General features: G+C 60.5%; 15 protein-coding genes. 1 reads left to right on the forward strand and 14 read right to left on the reverse strand.

Annotation, left to right across the window (positions count from 1 at the left end):
- Positions 1-211: 211 nt before the first annotated feature.
- The 12 genes from B9A97_RS02000 to B9A97_RS02055 all read right to left on the reverse strand — a co-directional run bounded on the left by B9A97_RS02000 (position 212) and on the right by B9A97_RS02055 (position 14,660).
- On the reverse strand, positions 212-937 hold the full coding sequence (locus B9A97_RS02000; protein WP_084363492.1) for a ParA family protein: 726 nt from the start codon (positions 935-937) through the stop codon (positions 212-214).
- A 120-nt stretch (positions 938-1,057) separates the two neighbouring features.
- Positions 1,058-2,149, reverse strand: a complete 1,092-nt coding sequence (locus B9A97_RS02005; RefSeq protein ID WP_084363285.1) for a protein-glutamate methylesterase/protein-glutamine glutaminase — start codon at positions 2,147-2,149, stop codon at positions 1,058-1,060.
- 8 nt (positions 2,150-2,157) lie between these two features.
- Positions 2,158-3,018 (reverse strand): CheR family methyltransferase, encoded by an 861-nt coding sequence (locus tag B9A97_RS02010; protein ID WP_084363286.1) that lies wholly within the window; start codon positions 3,016-3,018, stop codon positions 2,158-2,160.
- 10 nt (positions 3,019-3,028) lie between these two features.
- Complete coding sequence (locus B9A97_RS02015; protein WP_084363287.1) at positions 3,029-3,511, reverse strand: chemotaxis protein CheW; 483 nt, start codon at positions 3,509-3,511, stop codon at positions 3,029-3,031.
- A gap of 2 nt (positions 3,512-3,513) precedes the next feature.
- Entirely contained in the window at positions 3,514-5,424 is a 1,911-nt protein-coding gene (locus B9A97_RS02020) for a methyl-accepting chemotaxis protein (RefSeq protein ID WP_084363288.1), read from the reverse strand.
- 169 nt (positions 5,425-5,593) lie between these two features.
- Complete coding sequence (locus tag B9A97_RS02025; protein ID WP_084363289.1) at positions 5,594-7,417, reverse strand: methyl-accepting chemotaxis protein; 1,824 nt, start codon at positions 7,415-7,417, stop codon at positions 5,594-5,596.
- 196 nt (positions 7,418-7,613) lie between these two features.
- Positions 7,614-9,536, reverse strand: coding sequence for a HAMP domain-containing methyl-accepting chemotaxis protein (locus tag B9A97_RS02030; protein ID WP_084363290.1), 1,923 nt, complete (start codon positions 9,534-9,536; stop codon positions 7,614-7,616).
- Positions 9,537-9,726: 190 nt separating this feature from the next.
- Positions 9,727-11,409 carry a methyl-accepting chemotaxis protein gene (locus tag B9A97_RS02035; protein WP_084363291.1) on the reverse strand — a complete coding sequence of 561 codons (1,683 nt, stop codon included), beginning with the start codon at positions 11,407-11,409 and terminating at the stop codon, positions 9,727-9,729.
- 41 nt (positions 11,410-11,450) lie between these two features.
- On the reverse strand, positions 11,451-11,933 hold the full coding sequence (locus B9A97_RS02040; protein ID WP_084363292.1) for a chemotaxis protein CheW: 483 nt from the start codon (positions 11,931-11,933) through the stop codon (positions 11,451-11,453).
- A gap of 14 nt (positions 11,934-11,947) precedes the next feature.
- Positions 11,948-13,978 carry a chemotaxis protein CheA gene (locus B9A97_RS02045; RefSeq protein WP_084363293.1) on the reverse strand — a complete coding sequence of 677 codons (2,031 nt, stop codon included), beginning with the start codon at positions 13,976-13,978 and terminating at the stop codon, positions 11,948-11,950.
- Positions 13,975-14,343 (reverse strand): response regulator, encoded by a 369-nt coding sequence (locus B9A97_RS02050; protein ID WP_084363294.1) that lies wholly within the window; start codon positions 14,341-14,343, stop codon positions 13,975-13,977. Before B9A97_RS02050 ends, B9A97_RS02045 begins: the two co-directional genes overlap by 4 nt.
- Before the next feature lie 2 nt (positions 14,344-14,345).
- Positions 14,346-14,660 (reverse strand): STAS domain-containing protein, encoded by a 315-nt coding sequence (locus B9A97_RS02055; RefSeq protein ID WP_084363295.1) that lies wholly within the window; start codon positions 14,658-14,660, stop codon positions 14,346-14,348.
- 311 nt (positions 14,661-14,971) lie between these two features.
- Here B9A97_RS02055 and B9A97_RS02060 point away from each other — a divergent pair, with 311 nt between their 5' ends.
- On the forward strand, positions 14,972-16,711 hold the full coding sequence (locus B9A97_RS02060; protein WP_084363296.1) for a hypothetical protein: 1,740 nt from the start codon (positions 14,972-14,974) through the stop codon (positions 16,709-16,711).
- 114 nt (positions 16,712-16,825) lie between these two features.
- Here B9A97_RS02060 and B9A97_RS02065 read toward each other — a convergent pair whose 3' ends face one another.
- Positions 16,826-18,784: a polysaccharide biosynthesis protein gene (locus tag B9A97_RS02065; protein WP_084363297.1), complete on the reverse strand. Its 1,959-nt coding sequence runs from the start codon at positions 18,782-18,784 to the stop codon at positions 16,826-16,828.
- On the reverse strand, positions 18,768-19,328 hold the full coding sequence (locus B9A97_RS02070) for a sugar transferase (RefSeq protein WP_084363493.1): 561 nt from the start codon (positions 19,326-19,328) through the stop codon (positions 18,768-18,770). The genes B9A97_RS02065 and B9A97_RS02070 overlap by 17 nt, the downstream gene beginning before the upstream one ends.
- Positions 19,329-19,478 lie beyond the last annotated feature (150 nt).

The raw sequence follows: 19,478 nt of genomic DNA on the forward strand, positions 1-19,478 counted from the left end.
ATAGAGAAACGAATTCGGTGTGCCAACCATTCGTTAACGGTTCGAACCGATTGAAATTGAGTGGATTAACCGGAATTTCGACCTGCCCCAGGCGACCGTCACAAAAGCGACATTCATAGCGTTTTGGGGGCCAACTTGTGCCTGCCAGCACAATATCCACTGGCGGATTCGCCTGTGGAAAGGCTTGGCCGCGGCGTGAATATCGACGATATTAGGCCGCTGTGCGCACCTGAGGCGTCATTCCGGCCTTTGCACCGACATGGGTCAGCGCCAGACGCATGGCGGCATAGGAGAGGATCTCCTCGGCAAAGGCACGGGCATTTTCCTGCGCCTTGTAGAGATTGGTGACGCTCGCCGGATCCATGGTGTAGAGCGTCCCGCCGCTGGAGAAGATGTCGCGGAAGGCGGCGCGCTCGATGATCGGCGTGTCGAGCACATGCACCCGACGTTCCGCTAGCAACTGCTTGACCACCTGCAGCGCGCGGGTCGTCACCATCGAATTGACCCGCGTCAGCACCACCGAATGCGGAATGCGGATGCTGGCCTTGTCCTCCAGGTATTGCAGTAGCTCGATGACATGGGCGCCGCCCTGGGCATCCATGGCGCAACCCTGGATCGGGATCAGCACGTGGTCGGAATAGCCGATGGTCTTGGCCAGGAGCGGGCTTCTCGCTCCGGGCAGATCGACCAGGATGAAATCCGAGACCGCCTTGTATTCCGTGATCAGCCGCTCGATGGAGGCCATCGTCACATAGGGAATGACCTTGATAGTCGTCCGGTCGCCGGTGGTTTCGCTCCAGCGATTGATCCAGTATTGCGGATCGGCATCGAGAATGGTGACCCGATAGCCCATGCGCTCCAGTTCGGTCGCCAGCAGCATGACCGCTGTTGTCTTACCGGCGCCACCCTTCGTATTGGCAAAGGTTATAACGGGCATGGATCGGTCCTTCGCAAGAACTTTGTTCCGCCTCGCAGCCCCCACGACCCGAAGCAGTTTCATACTTCCATGGTCGCTAATTATGGTTAACAAAGTCTGAAGGCCCGATGGCACCCAGTGCTATCTTCGCTTGTCCGCCGCCTGGATTTCGCGTGCGATCTGGTCAAGCGGCACGATCTTGTCGACCCCGCCGCGGGCAATCGCTTCCTTGGGCATGCCGAAGACGATGGAACTCGCCTCGTCCTGCGCCACCGTGAAGGCTCCGGCCTCATGCATCTCCAGCATGCCGCGGGCGCCGTCGTCGCCCATGCCGGTCATGATCACCCCCATCGCATTACCGCCGGCGGCCCGGGCGGCCGAGCGGAACAGCACGTCCACAGAAGGCCGGTGGCGGGAGACGAGCGGACCCTGCCGCACGGACACATGGTAGCGGGCTCCCTGCCGCTCCAGCAGCATGTGGTGATCGCCGGGCGCGATCAGCACGTGGCCACGCAGCACGGGATCGCCGTTCACCGCCTCCTTCACCTCCATCTCGCATAGAGAGTTGAGGCGCTTGCTAAATGCCGCCGTGAAGCCGGCCGGCATATGCTGGACGATGATGATGCCGGGCGTATTGGCTGGCAGCTTTTCCAGCATCTCCCTGAGCGCTTCGGTGCCGCCGGTGGAGGCGCCAACGCAGACCACCATTTCCGTGGTCTTCGCCATCGCGCGACCGCTGGGCGGCGGAAGCACGGCATCGGCAGTGAGCTTCGCGGGCGCCCCCGCGAGGGAAGCCGAGCGACGCTCGGCCTTACGCGGCCCACCGAGCCTTGCCTGCGCGGCGCTCTTGACCACCTCGCAAATCCGCATGCCCGATTCCGCCAGATGATCCGCCGCGCCGATCTTTGGCTTCAGGATCACGTCGACGGCACCCGCTTCGAGCGCCTGCAGCAGGGTTTCCGACCCCTCTTCCGTCAGCGAAGAGCACATCACGACGGGAATGGGATGCTGGGACATGAGCTTGCGCAGGAAGGTGATGCCGTCCATGCGCGGCATCTCCACATCAAGCGTGATCACATCAGGTATCTCTTCCTGGATGCGCCGCGCCGCGACGAAGGGATCCGAGGCGACGCCGATGACTTCGATACCGGGATCCTGTTCCAGAACATGGGTCAGAGCCTGCCGCACGCTGGCGGAGTCGTCGATGATCAGTACGCGGACACGCTTTGGCATATGCTGGCCTACACTTTGCGAAAGATCGTATTGGCAACCTGCTTGATAGGCAGGTCGAAGCCTGACACCGTCTCGGAGTGACCTATAAACAGATAGCCGCCCGACACGAGATTGTTGCAAAGCCGCGTCAGCACCCTCTGCTGGGTCGGCTTGTCGAAGTAAATCATCACATTGCGGCAGAAGATGATCTGCATCGGATCCCCGACCCGATATTCTTCATCCATCAGGTTCAGACGGGCAAAGCCAACCCGAGAGCGCAATTTCGGATGAATGCGAATCTCCGGGCGGCTGGGATCAACATGCTGAAGCGCATATTTCTGCCGAAGCGCGGGCGGAACAGGAGCCACCATGTCACGCGGATAGATGCCCTTGCGTGCCGTCTCCAGCACTTCCGTGCTAAGGTCGGTGGCGAGAATACGGTAGTGCGAATTCAGCGCCGGCTCGATATGCTCTTCCAGGAGCATGGCAATCGTATAGGGCTCCGCCCCCGTGGAACAGGCAGAGCTCCAGACACGCAGCTTCGGGCCGAACACCTGATCATAGGTCGGCAGCACATGCCGGACCAGATATTCGAAATGGTTCGGCTCGCGAAAGAAGTCGGTCTTGTTGGTGGTAACTGCATCGATGAGATAGATCGTCTCCGATTCCAGCCCATCTTCCTTGAACAGATACTCGCAATAATCATCAAAGGTGCCATGGCCCGTCACGCGAAGGCGACGGCGCAGCCGCCCCTCCAGCATGGTCCGTTTGCCCGGCGGCATCTTGATGCCGGAATAATCATAAATGAAAGACGCCAGTCGGTTGAAGTTCCGATCACTGATCCGGTCTTCACCGAAGGCACTACGCGCTGCGGACGCACTCATACTCATACTCCGGTGGTCAGGCCACCTGTCTCGGTGCCAGAATTGCCGTATCGTCGCTGGACAACAGGCGAGTCAGGTCGATGATCACGACGAAACCGTTATCGCGGCGTACTACACCGGCAATATAGTCCGATTTCCAGCGGATCCCGATCTCGGGTGCGCCTTCGATCTGGTCCTGCCGGAATGGCGCGACCTCGAAAACCCTGTCCGCGACCATGCCCAGGGTCAGGAGCCGGCCCTCGAACGGAATGTCGAGCACCAGCACGCGCGTATTGGGCGTCGGCTCCGTGGCCGTGAGGCCGAGCTTCAGGCGCAGGTCTATGGTGGGAACGCCCTGCCCCCGCACGTCCCGAAGGCCCATCAGGTAATCGGGGCCATTGGGGATCTTGAACAGTTCCTCATGATCGAGGATTTCGCGAACCACCCCGACGGGGACGGCGAAGATCTCGCGGCCCAAGGCGAAAGTGACATACTGTGCTTCTGCTGATGATGCGGCCATGATTATGCGCTCTCTCTATAGTGAATATCATCGGTATCCGGTCCGCCCATCGTCATATCAAGGGCGAAACCCTTGAGGCGCGCCTGCTGGGCGGAAAGGCTGTGTTGCTGCTGGGATGACATGCCCGGCGCTGCGGCCGGCCGATGCGCGGCCCTGGTGGCGGCCTTAGGCGCTGCCTTGGCAGCCGCATCCACCTTGAAGAAGGCAATCGAATTCTGGAGTTCTTCCGCTTGAGCGGCCAGTTCCTCCGAGGTTGCCGACATTTCTTCCGAGGCCCCGGCATTCTGCTGGGTGACCTTGTCGAGCTGCTGGATCGCCTCGTTGATCTGCATGGCGCCAACATCCTGCTCGCGGCAGGCGGCGGAGATTTCCGAGACCAGCTCGGCGGTTCGGCGGATGTCCGGTACGAGTCGGCTCAGCATTTCGCCGGCTTCCTGGGCGGACAGGACGGTTTCCGCAGACATCATGCTGATTTCGGCGGCAGCCGACTGCGAACGTTCCGCAAGTTTGCGGACCTCGGAGGCCACCACGGCAAAACCCTTGCCATGTTCGCCGGCACGAGCGGCCTCGACAGCGGCATTGAGGGCCAAGAGATCGGTCTGCCGGGCGATTTCCTGGACGATGGAAATCTTGGCGGCAATCGTCCGCATGGCGCCGACGGCCTTGTTGACGGCCGCTCCGGAAGCGTCCGCATCCTTGGCGGACTGGCGGGCGATCTTCTCCGTCTGGGCAGCGTTTTCGGCATTCTGCTTGATGTTGGCAGCCATCTGCTCCATCGAGGCCGAGGCCTCTTCCGTTGCGGCAGCCTGCTCCGTTGCCCCCTGCGAAAGCTGTTCCGAGGAGGCCGAGAGCTGCTGGCTTCCGGCCGAAACATTGACGGCGGCGGCGAGCGTGTCAGACACCACGCCGCGCAGGCGCTGCACCATGCTCTGCAGCGCAACACCGAGTGTATCGCGCGGTGACAGCGGCCGTGGAGTGGCCATCAGGTTGCCCTCGGCAATCACATTGGCGACCTCGGCGGTTGTCCTGAGGTTTTTGACCATCGACTGCATGGCGATGCCCAGCGCGTCCTTATCCGACAACGGCTTCACGTCGACGGAGAGATCGCCGGCGGCGATCTGATCGGCAATCGCTGCGGTGTTGCGCAGGTTGGCGGTCATGACATTGACCGTGGCCACCACATCCTTGATCTCGTCGTTGGACTTGACCGAAAGCCGATGATCGAGATCACCGATGGCAACGGCGCCAACGGCTTCGGAGACGGTCCGCAAGCCACGGCTGATGCCGAGCGTAATGAAAAATGCTGCGACGATGGCGATCATGGTGGCTGCTGCTGCAACCGCCAGCATGATATTCCGCGTCAGGACATAATTGGCTTCGGAAAACTGCTCGGCCTCATGAAGATGAACCACTGTCGTCTTGATGATCTCGCCAAGCGGATCGGTGACCGCATCGGCAGCCGCACCCATGGCCTTTTCCGTCGAGCGGATGATGGCATCCTCCCTCTGGCCTGATCTGATCAGGGCGATGACGGACTCGTCACGCGCGTGGAACGCATCGAGGCCGGACACTGCCTGTCTCCAAAGATCTCGCTGCTCGTCCCCGGCCGTCGCCGCCAGATCCTTCAGCATCGCCTCGCTTTGCTGCCGCGACTCCGCCCGGCTTTGCGAAAAGCGGTCGATATCTGCCGGCGTCGTCAGCACCAGCATCGTGCGCTGCATGCGCAGCGTGTCGAAGATGAGGGCCTGGGTCTGGCGCATCTTGTCGAGGCGCAAGGCATAGCGTTCAACGACCGTCATCATTTCAGAGCGGGCCGACGACAGGGAAAACAAGCCCGCCGCCGCGATGCCGGCCAAGCACAAGATGAGAAAGCTGAAGGCCAGCACCAATTTCAATCTGATCGTAAATCTCATGCTGCGTCTCCTTGACTCCGGAAAACGGACCAATTCCGCCAGGCATCAACCATTCGCGTTGTCGAGGGCCCGCGACATGCCGTTCCCTCTCGCCTTTACTCCCGGCTAGCCGGAACAAACTCGGATCGAAGTCCCCGCCCGGAACGCTCCAGCCGGGGACAACAGAATCTTAGGCGCTTTCACGGAAATGAGCGTCGTCCTCGTCGGGTCCGCCCATCGCCATGTCGAGCGCGAAGCCCTTGACCCGAGCCTGCTGGCCAGCAACGCTGTGCTGCGGCGCAGGCGCCCTCGGAGCGGCAGCCGGTTTGCGTGCGTGGGCCGGAGCAGCGGCGCTGCGAACGGGAGCCGGCTTGCGTGCCGTCGCCTTGCTACCGGCCATATCTACCTTGAAGAAGGCGATGGAGGTCTGCAGCTCTTCCGCCTGGGCGGCCAGCTCTTCCGAGGTTGCCGACATCTCTTCCGAGGCCCCGGCATTCTGCTGGGTCACCTTGTCGAGCTGCTGGATAGCCTCGTTGATCTGCGAAGCCCCGACATCCTGCTCACGGCAGGCGGCGGAGATTTCGGAGACGAGTTCCGCGGTCTTGCGGATATCCGGAACCAGGCGGTTCAGCATATCGCCGGCTTCCTGGGCCGACAGAACGGTATCGGACGACATGGTGGAGATTTCCGCAGCCGCAGACTGCGAGCGTTCTGCAAGCTTGCGGACTTCCGACGCGACGACGGCAAATCCCTTGCCATGTTCGCCGGCACGAGCGGCCTCGACGGCGGCGTTGAGGGCGAGCAGGTCGGTCTGACGGGCGATTTCCTGGACGATGGAAATCTTCTCGGCAATGGTGCGCATGGCGGCCACGGCGCGGGTCACGGCCTCGCCACTGACTTCGGCATCCCTGGCAGACTGGCGCGCGATCTTTTCCGTCTGGGCCGCATTGTCGGCGTTCTGCTTGATGTTGGCTGCCATCTGCTCCATCGAGGCAGAGGCCTCTTCAGCGGAGGCCGCCTGTTCGGTCGCACCCTGCGATAGCTGCTCGGACGAGGCCGACAGTTCCTGGCTGCCGGACGAGACGTTGTCGGCGGCAGACAGAGCATCGGCAACGACGCCTCGCAGACGCTCAACCATGCTTTCCAGCGACAGACCCAGCGTGTCCTTGTCCGATAGCGGCTTCGGAGCAACGGTCAGGTCGCCATTGGCAATCTGGTTGGCGATGTTCGCGGTATTGCGCAGATTTCCGGTCATTGTCTGCATCGACGAGACCAGATCCTTGATCTCGTCATTGGAGCCATGGTTGATCTCGTGATTGAGGTCACCAATGCTCACCGCATTCGACAATTCGATGGCCCGACGAAGACCTCGGGAAATGCTGAGCGAAATCCAGATGGCAACGACTGCGGAAAAAACCAGAACCGCAATGACGGTACCGATCAAGAGGTTTTTGGAGGTTTCATACTGGACGTTAGTAGCTTGGTCGGTAGCGCTGAGATCGTTGGCGATCGCATCGTTCAACTGGCCAAGGGCAGCCAAAAGCGTGGCGGTAACCTTCGCGCCCTCGCCCATGGAGATCACGCCAGCACGCGTATTGGATTCGGTGGTATTCTCCCGGGCCAGCGCGAGAATCTCGTCCTGCAGTTCCAGCCATTGCGGGAGGGTCGTCCTGAACTCAGCAACCTTTTCCCCGATCGCCGGAGCCTGTTCTTTGTCCAGATTTGCCAGGATTTCCGTAATCCTGCCGCGCGCGTCCGCAACCTCTTTGAAATAACCGGAGATTTGATCCGGGTCGGTATTCAGGATCGCGTTCTTTTCAGCCCTGATCGAAAGATAGACGGTGTCGGACAGATCGCTGGAATTGCGAAGATTAGCAGCGGGGCCTTGAATGATGTCGGTGATCGCCTGGTTCAAGCCAGACAGGTTCGTGATTGCGAGCATAGCCATCCCGCAGGTCATCATGATGATGAACCCGAAGGTCAAAGCCAGTTTCAGTTTAATCGTAAATCGCATCGATGCCCCCTGGCTGCGAAATCTATCCTGAGCCTTTGACAATTCGCAGGCTCTGCTCCTCCGGTCTCGATGATGCAGGGGGGCGATGCATTCACGCCTGCAGCTTGTCTTCCGGCTGTCGCGACCCGAGACGCTCATGATCCGGGTCTCGCCTCGGCTTCGGGCCGAGGCTTATTCGTGTAGGCGGGACTGTGCGTCAGGCACTTTCCCGGAAATTCCTGTCATCGGCATCAGGCCCACCCATGCTCATATCAAGGCTAAACTCCCTTGCACGTGCCTGCTGGGCTGCAACGCTCGTAGCCGAATACGCCGGGCGCTGGGCGACCACCGGCTTGCGGCTCGCGGCACTCGCCGCGCGACCATTGCCAGGCTTGGCCGCAGATTTTGCGTCCGCCGTCTCCACCTTGAAGAAGGATATGGAGTTCTGCAGTTCCTCGGCCTGCGCTGCCAGCTCTTCCGAGGTCGCCGACATTTCTTCAGAGGCGGCGGCGTTCTGCTGGGTCACCTTGTCGAGCTGTTGGATGGCCTCATTGATCTGGCTTGCACCGATGTCCTGTTCGCGGCAGGCCGCCGAAATCTCGGCAACGAGTTCGGCTGTCTTGCGAATGTCAGGCACGAGCCGGTTCAGCATTTCACCGGCTTCCTGTGCCGACTTCACGGTGTCGCCGGACATGGTCGAGATTTCTGCGGCGGCAGACTGCGAGCGCTCGGCGAGCTTGCGCACCTCCGAAGCGACGACGGCAAAGCCCTTGCCATGTTCGCCGGCACGGGCGGCTTCGACAGCAGCGTTAAGTGCCAGCAGGTCGGTTTGCCGCGCAATCTCCTGCACAATGGAGATTTTCTCGGCGATGGTGCGCATCGCTGCGACAGCGCGGGCAACGGCCTCACCGCTGGTCTCGGCGTCCTTGGCGGACTGCCGGGCAATCTTCTCCGTCATGGAGGCATTGTCGGCGTTCTGCTTGATGTTGGCCGCCATCTGCTCCATCGAGGCGGAAGCTTCTTCGGCTGCCGCTGCCTGTTCCGAGGCGCCCTGCGACAGCTGCTCGGAGCTGGACGATAGCTGCTGGCTGCCGCTGGACACGTTGTCGGCGGCCGAAAGCGAATCCGCCACCACGCCGCGCAGGCGCTGCACCATGCGCTCCAGCGCCAGGCCCAGCATGTCCTTGTCGGACATCGGCTTCGGCGTCGCCATGAGATCGCCGTTGGCGATGCGGTCGGCCACTTCGGCGGTCGCCCGCAGATTGGTCACCATGCCCTTCATGGCCAGGCCGAGCACATCCTTGTCGGACAGCGGCTTTGCCATCACAGTCAGGTCGCCCATGGCAATCCGATCGGCCATGGAAGCGGTTTCCCTGAGGCTGGCGGTCATCACGTTGACGGTGTCGACCAGGTCCTTGATCTCGTCATCGGTCTTCACATCGACCTTCTGGTCGAGGTCGCCGACCGCAACCGCCTTGGCAACGCCAATCACCTTCTGCAGGCCGCGATTGATGCCAACGGCGATCCAGATGGCGGCGGCAATGGCGAACAGAGAGGCGATCACGGCAACGGCGATCAGCTCAAGCCGTGTCAGCTCGTAGTCACTGTCGGATTTAACCTTGGCTTCCTGAAGATGGCCCCGATAGGTCTCGATGCCCTTGTCCAGCGTCTCCGTCAGAGCCAGGGCATGTTGGTGCCCTTCGCCCGCAGAGAAGGCGATCGCCGCATCCTTGTTGCCGGAAAGGACGAGGTCCTGGAGATGATCGTCTCCGGCAACGAACCTGTCGGTCGCGGTCTTCAACTCGTCCCAATAGGCTCTGGTCGCAGCGGTCGCCGTGGCGGACAAATCCGCCAGGTGCTTCTGCAACTCCTTATGCCCTTCCTTGCTCTGCGCGATAAAGCGCTGAGCATCTTGTGCTGTGGTCGCCAGGATCATGTTCTTCTGGGCATCGACCACGTCAAGGGTGATGTCATTGAGCTCATGGATGCTGTCAAGGCGAGCGGCCGTGACATCCACCACCTCATCCATGCCATCCTTCATCGAGGACAGGCTCAATATCCCAAATCCGGCGGTACCCGCCAGCACGAGTACCAGAAACGCAAAGACCAAAGTCAGCTTCAGTTTAATCGTAAACCGCATTGATAGCCCCTGTTCCTGACCAAATTTCCAAGGTCATCGCGCTTTGGCGACAAGCTTCCTGGTTCGGTATGCCAAGCAGGGGGGCGATGCATTCACGCCTGCGGTAGACTTTTTCAGCTCATGAAGCTGTCATGCTCCAAGTGCCGGCCCCGACCATCCGCCGGGGCCCTGTATGCGATGGCAGCCGAAATCACGCGCTTTCGCGGTAGTGAATGTCGTCGGCGTCCGGTCCACCCATGGCCATATCAAGAGCGAAGCCCTTGACGCGAGCCTGCTGGCCGGCGACCGAATTCGGCGCCACCCGATGCTGCGGCATATGCGCAACTTGCGTCTTGCGGGCGGGCGTTGCTGCCGGCTTCTTGGCAACCGGTTTCGTGCCTGCCATATCCACCCTGAAGAAGGCGATGGAGGTCTGCAGCTCTTCCGCCTGGGCGGCCAGCTCTTCCGAGGTCGCCGACATTTCTTCCGATGCCCCGGCATTCTGCTGGGTCACCTTGTCGAGCTGCTGGATCGCTTCGTTGATCTGAGACGCTCCGACATCCTGCTCGCGGCAGGCAGCGGAGATTTCCGAGACAAGTTCGGCGGTCTTGCGGATATCGGGAACCAGGCGGTTCAGCATGTCACCAGCTTCCTGGGCCGACAGCACGGTGTCCGACGACATGGTGGAGATTTCCGCGGCCGCAGACTGCGAACGTTCTGCAAGCTTGCGCACTTCGGAAGCAACAACCGCAAAGCCCTTGCCATGTTCGCCGGCACGGGCAGCCTCGACGGCAGCGTTCAGGGCCAGAAGGTCGGTCTGACGGGCGATTTCCTGGACGATGGAAATCTTCTCGGCAATGGTACGCATGGCGGCAACGGCACGGGTAACGGCATCGCCCGAAGCTTCGGCGTCCTTTGCGGACTGACGTGCAATCTTTTCCGTCTGGGCCGCGTTGTCGGCGTTCTGCTTGATGTTGGCTGCCATCTGCTCCATCGAGGCAGAGGCTTCTTCAGCGGATGCCGCCTGTTCGGTCGCGCCCTGGGACAGCTGCTCGGACGAGGCCGACAGTTCCTGGCTACCGGACGAGACGTTGTCGGCGGCGGAGAGAGCATCGCCGACGACACCGCGCAGACGCTCGATCATGACATTCACGTAGCCAAGCAGTTCGCCGATTTCGTCCCGGGTGGTGATGGCCGCGGTCTTGGTCAGGTCACCTTCGGACACGTCGCGCACGGCAACCATCGCCCGGTTCAGGCCGCGGCTGATCGTGATGGAGATCCAGACGGCAGCGGCGAGCGCGATGAGGATAGCACCCGTTGCCAGGGCGATCATGGTGTTGCGGGTATCGTCATACAGCTTCTCGGTATTCGCCTTGGCTTCCGTCATCTGCTGCTTCGACAAGACGACGAGTTCGTCGATCAACGTGCCCAGATCGTTGGCAAGTTCCCGAGCCTCGGTCACGGACAGGCGCTGCGCCATATCCGTATTGCCGGCCAGGATGCTCTCACGGATCCGATCATCAACGGATTCAAACTTGCGAGAAACCTCGTCGATTTTCAACCAGCGCGGCTTGCCCTGTTCCGTTGCCAGCAACAATGCTGCATCCAGCGCCTGGTGCAGATCCTTGCGGGCCAGATCGCCCTTTTGCTGGGAATTGGCAATCTCGGCGGGCGAGGTGGCCACGAGCATGTTCTTCTGCTGCCGGATGCCTTCAAGCTGGGCGATGTTGATCTGCTGGGCATATTCCAGGCGAGCGGCAGGACCTGCAATCAACCTGCCGATCTCGTCATTCATGGAGGAAAGACTGATCATGCTGTAGCCGACGGCTACCCCAAGCAGCACGACAAGAAATCCAAAGGCCAAAGCCAGTTTCAGTTTGATAGTAAACCGCATCTCAAAAAATCCCCCGAGATAGCCCCCTAAGTGGCCCCCGTTTAGTGCTCGTTCCGTGAGGCGAAGATCGCCTGCATGTTCGGTACGATGATGAAGTCCTGTCCGCGTTTGACGAGGCAGTGGATGAAATCCGGCCGCCAGCGCATGCCGACACTCGGCGGCGGCTCACTGGCGGTACGGTCTAGCGTGGTAACTTCATGTACCTTGTCGGTGCGCACACCGATCAGCGTCGGCTCGCCTTCAATCTCGAGCTCAATGACGACTATGCGGCTTTCGATTGTCGGCTCAGTTGCCTCCATGCCGAAAGCCAGACGGATATCCGCAAGCGGTATGACCTTGCCGCGGAAATTGATGACACTGCCGACGAACGCACGGGCGCCCGGTACGGCGGTTTCCGGCAACAGGTCCAGGATTTCCTGGACGATCACCGCGTCGAAAGCGAAGGTTTCACCTGCCAGTTCGAAGGTGAGAACCTCTGCCTCGCTGGCCGTCCCCCAATAGTCGGCCGCTACACTGTTTGTCATGGATATTGCTTCACTCATCCGGCCGCGCGCAAATGCGCCTCCTGCTGTTGGCCCGATGCCACCAGATGGGCGACATCGAGGATAAGAGCGACGCTGCCATCCCCGAGGATGGTTGCACCCGAGAAGGTCGCGACGTCATGGTGCAGCTTGGATAGAGACTTGATAACGGTCTGGTGGTCGCCGATGATCTGGTCGACAACGAGCCCGACGCGTTCAGTGCCGGTCGAGATGACGACGATCTTCTGGAACGGATCCGGCTTGGTGCCTGTCCTGAACAGCTCACGCAAGCGGATATAGGGCACGAGGCTTTCGCGCAGCGAGATGAAGCTGCGGCCGCGCGAGCGCATATCGTCCTCGATCGACAGTTCCAGGCATTCCTCGACAGCCGAAAGCGGTATGACATAGGCGCCCTTGCCGACCCGGATCAGCAGGCCATCGATGATGGCGAGCGTCAGCGGAATGCGCAGCGATATCTCCGAGCCCTGGCCAGGATTGCTGACCACGTCGATCGCGCCGCGCAGGGCTTCCACCGTCTTCTTCACCACATCCATGCCAACACCGCGGCCGGAAAGATTGGTGATCGTGGCGGCAGTGGAGAAGCCCGGCTGGAAGATCAGTTGCAGCAGTTCCTGGTCGGACAGGACAGCGCCCGGCTGAATGATGCCGGAGGATTCCGCCTTGGCGCGCACCCGCTCCCGATTGATGCCGCGGCCATCATCCTTGATGGTGATGATGACTTCGCCACCGGACTGGCGCGCGGACAGCTGGATACGCCCGGCCTCGGGCTTGCCCGCGGCTGCACGTTCGGCCGGCGGTTCCAGGCCGTGGTCGATCGAATTGCGGACCAGGTGGACCAGCGGATCGGCCAGGCGGTCGATAACCGTCTTGTCCACCTCGGTGGTCTCGCCTTCGGTGACCAGTTCGATAACCTTGCCGGTCTCTCGGGAGAGATCATGCACGAGGCGGCGGAAGCGGCCGAAAAGGCTGGCGACGGGCATCATCCGCAGCACCATCATGGTGTCGCGAAGCTCGCCGGACAGGCGCTCGATATCTTCGGAAACGGCGCGAAGCTGAATCTCAACGCTGGCATCCGCCAACTGGGACAGGCGCGACTGGGCGATCACCAATTCGCCGACCCGGTCCATCAGTTCATCAAGACGTTCGGCCGGGACGCGGACGTTTTCAGCGACCTTGGCCGGCTGCCGGCTGTCATTCGCTGCATCCTTGGCTGCTGCAGAAGCGGCGGCGGCAACCGGCTCAGGCGTGGCAACCACCGGAGCAGCAACAGCTTCCGCAGGCTTTGCGGCTTGCGCGACCGGAGCCCCGCCGGCTTCGCTGATCTCGAGCTGCATCTCGTCCATCACGAAGATGAAGACATCCTCGATCGCGTCGCGGCCGCTCTTGGTCGTCAGCGTAACATCCCAGGCAAGATGGATATCCGTGGGCTCCAGCAGATCGATCGGTGGAACGGCCTTGGTGTCCGCAACCACGATGCAAGTGCCGAGTTCCCGCAATTCGTCGAGCAGACCAAGCGGATTGGTGCCGTTGGCCATGGCGTTTGTCGGCAGGCTGAAGCGAATCTTCCACGTCTTCTGCCCATCCTGGGTTTTGACAGCGGTAACAGGAACCGCTGCAGAAGCGCCGGCAGGCACGGCAATTGGCGCTCCCGCCTTGCCATCGACTGCCATCTGCAGGTTCGTCAGCAGCACGAGGCTCGTCTCTTCGTGATCGCCATTGGGCTGGTCGATCAGGGCGCGCATGTGATCCTGTGCAGCAAGAACGGCCGACACGAGTTCCTGCGTCGCCGGCACATCGCCCTTGCGCACCCGATCAAACGCGGTTTCGCAATGGTGCGTGAACGCGGCCAGCGCATCGAAGCCAAACATCGCGCCGGAGCCCTTGAGCGTGTGGAGCCCACGGAAAACCGCGTCGATCTGGTCCTTGTCATCCAGCCGGTGGGTTAGATCCAACAGCCCCGCTTCAATCTGCTCCAGCAGTTCGGCGGCCTCGGTTAGAAAAACGGCAATCGGATCGGTCGCGCTCATTTGCCGAGAACCTTCTTTGCGATTTTCACCAGGCTCTCGGGATCGAAGGGCTTAGTCAGCCAGCCGGTCGCGCCGGCGGCTTTTGCCTGGCTTTTGATTTCGCCGTCGGATTCCGTGGTCAGGAACACGACCGGGATACCCATATGCGCCGGGATCTTGCGCAGTTCCCGGATCATCGTCAGGCCATCCATGTTGGGCATGTTCAGATCGGTGATCACCAGGTCAAAGCTGCCGCCATTGAGCTTGGCGAGCCCATCGCTACCATCAACCGCCTCGGTGACCTGATAGCCGGCATTGGTCAATGCGATGCGGGTGGTCATGCGAATGCTGGCAGAATCATCCACGGTCAAAATCTTTGCACTCATTACTATGCTCCTTGATGAAACCAGAAACGCGCCCGGTCGGGCGTCAGGGAATCGGTGAATCCGGCCCTGGTCAGGACCTCGCGAAGCGCGGGCCCCACCGGCCGCGACAAGGCCAGCGTCTTGCCGCGCTGCTCCGCATAAAGCCTCGCCGATTCCATCAGCTGCACGAAGCTTGCATCTGCCTCGGTGGCGTCTGACAGCTCCACTACCAAAGATTGGCTAGTCTCCAGCCCCTCCTTCAGCGCGGCATGCACGGGATGGATAGACCGGACGTTGAGCGGGCCCGCGAAACGAACGATATGAGGTTCGGGTTGCATCTGATCTCCAGAGGTAGATTCGCGCTAAAATCACTGTATTTCTGGAGAATCCCAGCACATCATTAATGGCCGGTAAAAGAGCGACGTCAAATTTCAGACATTTTAAAAAAGAGAGTTCTAATTTTAGAAAAAATGCAATATTAACCAATAGGTTGAAATTCTCAGATGTTGGTGTCCAGTTTTAATTCAATTTGCGGTTTTCCCTGTCATCGTGTCGATCAAGCCACGAATGGGTGTCGCTAGCGCCGCGACGTGGCCGCAGGTTCCTGCACAGCAAAGAACAACAAAAAACAAATCGCGAGACATACGGGATGAAGCAGAAATCGAACACCGCCAAGGCCCAAATTGGAATCCAGGGCCAGGCGATCGTCGACCGGCTGGAGCATGCGCGCGGACGCATCGAAAAGCGTTTCCTCGACGGCGGAACGGTCCTGTTGTCCATCCTGGATTCGATCGACAAGCTCGTCTCCACCCTTGATCACGTGACCGGCTCACTGGATGAAGAGGCCGCAAGCCGCACCAAAACGGCCCTGACCGGCACCATGAACGAACTCTCCCGGCTGCCGGACTTAGAAAAGAACCGCCAGGAAGACCTGGTCGCCGTATCGGCCATCGAAAAGCAGCTGCGCCTGCAGGTGGCGGACATGCGCGAGACATTGCGCTATCTCCGGACCTTCGCCATCACCGCCAAGATCAGTGGCGCTGTCATTCCAGACTTTGCCGGTTTCGCCGCCGAGATCATCGAACGCATTCAGTTCGGAACCACCCAGGCAGAGCTTTTTGCCGAAAAGCTGGACGGCCTTGCTGCCAAAGTCTCGCCCGCGACGAAGCGCGGCCGCCAGATCCTGGAGAGCTATGCGGTCCTCATCCCGGGCATCGTCACCGATCTCGCAGCAAGCGCCGACCAGCTGAACGGTCATCACCGCGAACTCGCCAATACGGCCACAACCGTGCGGCAACTCGCCGGCGGCGTCCAGATGAAGCTCGCGACTGTCCTTTCAGCGATGCAGGTCGGCGACATCACTCGCCAGCGCATCGAACATTGCCAGCTGGCATTCCAGGTTCTGGGGGAATATCTCGACACCCCCGCCGGCAAGAAGCTCAAGGAAGCACAGCGCGCCCGCCTATGGCTGCTGATACGCCAGCTCGTATCGCGCCAGCTCGAACAAACCCATGCCGATTTCGACCGCGATACGTCGAAGATCGTCAGCACGGTGTCGAGCTTCGATGCCGAAATTCGGCATATCCTCCACCTCGGCTCGAAGATGAAGCCCGATGACGACGATGCCAGCGGCAGCATCATCCGCCAGCTGGAATGCAACATCGCCAAGGCGAAGGACATTGTCCACCAGGTGGAAGCGGGCGCGATCGAAGCCGATGCGCTTTGCCAGAGCACCGAGGCCATCGTCAACGAACTGGTGCAGAGCATCGAGGTGGTAAAGGTCGTCCGCACCGACATCCAATACATGGCGCTGAACACCAATCTTCGCTGCAGCAAGATCGGCGAGGAAGGTCGCGCAATCAACGTGATCACAGCCGAACTGCGCAATTTCGCCGGCCTGATGGACGGAACGGCGGAAAATATCCTTGTTTCGCTCCAGTCTCTGCAGACCACCGCCGCGCGCATGCGTGGCACCGGCCCCACTGACGGGACCGACGAACGGCTAGAAACCCGCCTCGCCAGCGCCTCCGACAGCATTCATGCAGCAGCCGACCAGATGGACGCCAGCCTGAAAAACCTGGACGAACAGGGCCGCGCGGCCGCCACCCTGATGAAGAAGGCAATCCCGCAACTGGACTTCAACGCCGAGCTTGGTGAGATCCTTGCCGAATGCACGGCGCTGAGTGCCCCGGAAATCGATGAGGTGCCGGCGCTCGACGACATCGCGTCAGCGCTGGAAGAGATCGCTCCCCGCATCTACAAGAGCTATACGATGGTGGCGGAGCGCGATATCCACGCCGAGATTCTCGGCCGCCCGGCCAGCGCGCAGCCCGTTGTCGAGCAGGTCTTCGACAATGACGATGATCTTCTGGAGACCGCGCTCTTCTAAAGCATGTCTCCCAAAAGTGGGCACCGGTTTTGGGATAAAGACATGCGAAAACAAAAGTCTACAGCAGGCCGCATGAATCCGAATCAACGCGACCTGCTGTAGAGCGTTGCTTATTTACTGGGCAGCCGAGGGCAGGTCACAAACCTCGCCATTCGGCTTGTAGCCCGATACCAGCTCCTGGAGATAGGCGCGGATTTCAGCCGGGTCATTGCGGCGCAGAACCGTATCAAGGGCTACAAGCCTGGGCTCGAGCTGGGTCCAGGGAAGGAAATCTTCCGAACCCTTCATGATGCGCGGATGATCCGTTGTCTGGACGTTGTCACCGATCAGCAGCTCCTCATAAAGCTTTTCGCCCGGCCGCAAGCCGATGATCGAGATGGCGATATCGCCATCCGGATGCATCTCGTCCTGGACCGTCAGGCCCGAAAGCTCAACCATTCGATAAGCCAGATCGATGATCTTGACCGGCTCGCCCATGTCTAGCAGGAACACGTCGCCGCCCTCAGACATCGCACCGGCCTGGATTACCAGCTGTGCAGCCTCCGGGATCGTCATGAAATAGCGGGTGACTTCGGGATCGGTGACGGTTACCGGACCGCCATCGAGGATTTGCTGGCGGAACAAGGGCACCACCGAGCCGGATGATCCGAGCACATTACCGAATCGTACCATCGAAAAATTCGTGCATGAGCCTGCGGGCTTATCGGTACGATGGGCCAGCGCCTGAAGAATCATCTCGGCCAGCCGCTTGCTGGCCCCCATGACGTTCGGCGGTCGGACCGCCTTGTCGGTGCTGATCAGCACAAAATCGCTGACGCCAAGATCAATGGCAGCAAGCGCAGCGGTGAGCGTCCCGAAGGCGTTGTTGCAGACACCGGCGGCGACATTCACTTCCACCATCGGCACATGCTTGTAGGCAGCGGCGTGATACAGCGTTTGCGGCTTCCACGTCTGAAGCACGTGGCGCAAACGTTTTTCGTCGTTCACATTCCCAAGTATCGGCACGAGCCGGACATCCGAGAGACCCGCCTTCTCCGCTATATGCATCAGTTCCGAATGGATGGCGTAGAGCGAATACTCGCTTTGCTCGTAAAGCAGCAATCCTGCAGGTCCGTTTACAAGGATCTGCCGACAGAGTTCGCTACCAATAGACCCCCCTGCCCCAGTCACCAGCACCACCTTGCCGCGAATGCTCTTGTCCAAGAGGTTCTTGTCCGGGGCAATGGCGTCACGCCCAAGCAGGTCCTCGATCTGCAATTCGCGCAGCGCCGAAACCGTGATGTGGCCTTGAGCAAGGGCTGTCAGATCCGGCACCGTGCGGATCGTGACCTTCGCCTTGCTCAACTGATCGGCAATCTCGGCGCGCCGCTTGCGGCTAACCGAGGGTATGGCCAGCAGCACATCGCGAATGCCGACCGTCTCGACCAGGCCCGGAAGATCCTGCGGGTTGTAAATCGGCAGGCCGTTCATGATGCTGCCCTGGAGCAACGGATCGTCATCCAGGAAGCCATGAACCTTCAGCTCATTGCTGTTTGACAGCGCTGCAGCCAGCTGACGACCCGCCGTGCCGGCTCCATAAATGACGACCCTGGTCTGGCTCGCATTGGTGCGCAGGATGCTGCGATAGGCGTCACCGAGCCAGTAGCGGGTTCCCATTCGCGACAGGGCGACGGCAATCAGCAACAGAAGCGGCTGCAGGATACCGACCGTGCGCGGCACGCCGGGCACGCTGACGGCCGTGAAGATCGTCATGAAGGCAAGGCCGTAGATCGCCACGGCCTGCACCACGGTCACGAAGGCCGACAGACCGGCATAGCGGAAAATGGCGCGATAAAGCCCCATGGTGATGAAGATCGGCAGCGCCAAAGCCAGAGACACCGGCACGGGTAGCCACATGATGCCAGAGAGCGGCACCCATTCATCGAGACGCAGGTAATAAGCGAGCCAGACGGTCAGCACGCAAAGGCTGGCATCCACAAGCACGGCGAGCACACGCTTGGCCACACGCGGTAGCGCCAGCAGCCGGATCGCATATCGATTCCCGGGCTTTCGCCCGTCAGTGCGTGACGCCATGCCTGCCCAATACCCTTGTCGCCGTCATGAACAAAATGCGCAGGTCGAACAGGACCGAACGCCGCTTCAGGTACTCTTCGTCGAATCTGACTTTTTCTGGGATCTCCAGTTCGTCCCGTCCATTGACCTGGGCCCAGCCGGTCAAACCCGGCGTCAGCCTATGCACGCCGCGCTCCGTGCGCAATGCAATCAGATCGTGCTGATTAAAAAGCGCCGGTCGTGGTCCCACAAAGCTCATGTCGCCATTGAGAATTGACCAGAGCTGCGGCAACTCATCCAGGCTCGTCTTGCGCAGGAACGAGCCGATCGGCGTCAGAAATGCCTTGGGGTCACTCAGCAGATGCGTCGCGACGACAGGCGTATCCGTCCGCATCGTCCGGAACTTCGGCATGCGGAAGACCTTGTTGTTGCTCCCCACACGATCGGACCAGTAGAGCGCAGGTCCCTTCGAGGTTAACCGCACGGCCATGGCCACCATCAGCATCGGCACGATGAAAACCACCAGTGCCATAAAGGCCAGCATGAAATCAAAACTACGTTTCAGCACGGATTCTTTGCCAACCAGGTGGAAAACAGGACAGCCCAAGGCGACGATGTCCCATTTGGAACAATATCCGAGGTTGCTTTACCGCCTTGTTCAAAGTGAAGCAAGCACCCGCTCCCAAGCAATATCTGGGTGCATCGCTCGGCATCC

Origin of the sequence: Rhizobium sp. RU36D (assembly GCF_900176345.1) — a bacterium.
Lineage (GTDB): Bacteria > Pseudomonadota > Alphaproteobacteria > Rhizobiales > Rhizobiaceae > Allorhizobium.